Annotated in this window: 4 protein-coding genes; all 4 read left to right on the forward strand. The window is 55.5% G+C overall.

The genetic code is table 11. From position 1 onward, the window contains the following. Positions 1-293, forward strand: a 293-nt coding sequence (locus AC3B8H_RS20010; RefSeq protein WP_488443279.1) for a glycosyltransferase, incomplete at its 5' end; no start/stop codon positions are given. Then, positions 286-573, forward strand: a complete 288-nt coding sequence (locus tag AC3B8H_RS20015; RefSeq protein ID WP_488443280.1) for an MSMEG_0570 family nitrogen starvation response protein — start codon at positions 286-288, stop codon at positions 571-573. The genes AC3B8H_RS20010 and AC3B8H_RS20015, both read left to right, overlap by 8 nt. A gap of 216 nt (positions 574-789) precedes the next feature. Beyond that, the gene (locus AC3B8H_RS20020) at positions 790-2,064 is read left to right on the forward strand and encodes an MSMEG_0569 family flavin-dependent oxidoreductase (protein ID WP_488443281.1); all 1,275 of its coding nucleotides are present in this window, start codon (positions 790-792) and stop codon (positions 2,062-2,064) included. Between the two features lie 477 nt (positions 2,065-2,541). Continuing rightward, entirely contained in the window at positions 2,542-2,784 is a 243-nt protein-coding gene (locus AC3B8H_RS20025) for a type II toxin-antitoxin system Phd/YefM family antitoxin (RefSeq protein WP_488443282.1), read from the forward strand. Positions 2,785-2,820 lie beyond the last annotated feature (36 nt).

A 2,820-nucleotide genomic window follows, 5' to 3' on the forward strand; every position in this document is an offset into this window, starting at 1 on the left:
AAGGCTTCGGATTGGTGGTGCTGGAAGCGATTGTTTCCGGCACGCCGGCCATCGTTTCGGTGCGGCCGCCGTTTACCGACTACTTGAAATATCAGGACTGCGTCTGGACCGATCCAGAAGACAGCGCTTCGATCGCAGCGGCGATGCACGCGGCCATCGACGATTTTCCCAAACAGCGTTTGCCGGCCATCGCCAAGCGCCTGACCACGGAATTTTCCTGGCAGAACTCAGCGCTCAATCACCTGAACATCTACTACTCATTGCTTAACACCAGAGGAACCACCTATGCCTGAAATGCGCTTCAAAGTCCTTTGGCCGGACCACACCGAAAGCCTGTGTTATTCGCCGTCGCTGGTGATCAAGGATTTTCTCCAACCCGGCCAAAGCTATCCATTGCATGAATTCGTCAACCGCAGCCGAGAAGCCTTGAACATCGCCAGCGAGCGGGTGCGACAGAAATACGGCTACACCTGCTCCAGCGCCATGAGCCAGTTGGCCGACATCGAGGCCACCGCCGCTCGGTTTGCTGACGCGAATGACCCACAGGTATTGGTCAAGGAATTCATCGAATAAATCTCCCTCACCCTGCCCTCTCGGCAACCGCTCCTTGCGTTGCTCTACCTCCTGCATCCATGCAGTCTGTCCCGGAGGGAGAGGGTTCTCAACCATCCAATTACCACAATCTCCCAAGATGGGAAATGTCGAAAAAAAGCCCCTCCCCCTCCGGGAGAGGGGTTGGGGTGAGGGCAATAACACAACATGAACACCACACCATAAAAAGAGGACACTATGAAAGAAAAACGCGAAACCACCCGTTTGCACTATGACACCATCATCGTCGGCGGCGGCCAGGCCGGCCTGTCGGTCAGCTATCACCTGCAAAAACACGGCATTGACCACATGATCTTCGAAAAACACCGCGTCGGCCATTCCTGGCGCAACGACCGCTGGGACAGCTTCTGCCTGGTCACACCCAATTGGCAATGCCGATTGCCGGATTTTCCCTACCAAGGCAACGATCCCAAGGGCTTCATGCTGAAAGACGAAATCGTCGAATACGTCGAAGCCTTCCGCCGCAAGGTCAATCCGCCGATCATGGAAGGCGTCACGGTCACCCGCGTCTGTCGCGGTGAACATGGCAAGTTGAACGTCACGACTACTGCCGGCGAATTCACCACCGACCATTTGGTTGTCGCCACCGGCGGTTACGACATCCCCATCGTGCCGGAGTACTCCCACAGCCTGCCCTCACACATCAAGCAAATCCATTCGGTAAATTACCGTAACCCCGAGCAATTACCGGAAGGTGAAGTACTCGTGGTAGGCACCGGACAATCCGGCGTGCAACTGATGGAAGACCTGCATCTGGCCGGACGCAAGGTGCACCTGGCGGTCGGCAATGCCCCGCGTTCGCCGCGCATGTATCGTGGCCGGGAAACCACCGAATGGCTCTACGACCTGGGCTTCTACGAACTGACCATAGATAAGCACCCTTTGGGCGACGAGGCCAAGCACAAAACCAACCATTTTCTGACCGGACGGGACGGCGGCCACGAGATCGACCTGCGCAAATTTGCGCTGGAAGGCGTCAAGCTCTACGGCAGCATGGCCAATATCCGTGGCACCCAGTTGGAGTTTCAGCCTGACCTGACCAAAAACCTGGACGACGCCGACGAGGTCTACGTCAACATTCGCAACGATATCGATCGCTATATTGCCGACAACCATATCGATGCACCGGTCGAACCGCCGTTCCGTAAAGTCTGGGAACCCGAGTTCGATCCCATCAGCATCGACGCCGATAAGGAAAACATCACCAGTATCATCTGGGCGATTGGTTTTAGGCCGAACTATCGCTGGATAGAACTACCGGTGTTCGACGGCCGAGGCTTCCCGCAATTCGACCGTGGCATCACCCCTGTGGAAGGCCTGTATTTCATCGGCTTGCCTTGGTTGCATACCTGGGGTTCCGGCCGCTTTCTGGGAATTGCCGACGATGCGCAGTATCTGTCGGGCATCATTCACGGCAAATTGGCGGTCAAGGACATGGCTTATGGGGCTTGATGGGGTAGGCGCTTTTTGATGCGCAGCCAATTGAATTGGTGTCGCTATCGCGACGGTAATTTTTTAATGCCGGTTCGCGGACCAGCGACCGCGATACTTTCTTTTGCTTGGCCAAAAGAAAGTATCCAAAGAAAAGGCCACCCCATGCCGCTTTGATCCTGCGCTCCGAAGTGTTTGGACGGGGTTTTTCGAAGGGGCATCCCAGCCCCTGCGAAAAACGCGATGCATCCATGCATCGCCCCTGTCGGGCAAATCCGCCCAACCCCTCCGGTGCTCGGCGCGGCATCAGGGGAGAAAACCATCCCAAAATCGAAGTTTATAAACTCGGGATGGGTAGGATGCGGTAAACAAGGTGCACCGCATCGTTCGCGATTGATGCGCCACGCTGACGCTCAGCACCCTACAGAATATTAATTATTTGCTTGAAAGTACGCCTTAACGTACGATCATGCTTTCGATGTTCTTTAAGGTGCCATGATGCAAACGTTAACCGCTAGCGAAGCGCGCGCTAACCTCTATCGCCTGATCGATCAAGCCGCCGAATCGCATCAACCCATTGCCATCACCGGCAAGCGCGCCAACGCCGTATTGCTATCCGCCGAAGATTGGTCGGCGATACAAGAAACCCTTTATTTGCTCGGCGTTCCCGGCATGCGCGAGTCTATTTTGGAAGGCATGGCAGCAACTGCCGACGAATGCAGCAAAGAACTCGATTGGTGAGCTGGGAAATCCTCTACAGCAAACAGGCGCAGAAAG

The sequence above is a fragment of the Methylomonas sp. BG-2 genome, assembly GCF_057766305.1.

What these genes read in the sequence shown, in the direction of transcription:
- AC3B8H_RS20015 (WP_488443280.1), top strand. Translation starts at nt 286, where the DNA reads ATGCCTGAAATGCGCTTCAAAGTCCTTTGGCCGGACCACACCGAAAGC.
- AC3B8H_RS20020 (WP_488443281.1), top strand. Translation starts at nt 790, where the DNA reads ATGAAAGAAAAACGCGAAACCACCCGTTTGCACTATGACACCATCATC.
- AC3B8H_RS20025 (WP_488443282.1), top strand. Translation starts at nt 2,542, where the DNA reads ATGCAAACGTTAACCGCTAGCGAAGCGCGCGCTAACCTCTATCGCCTG.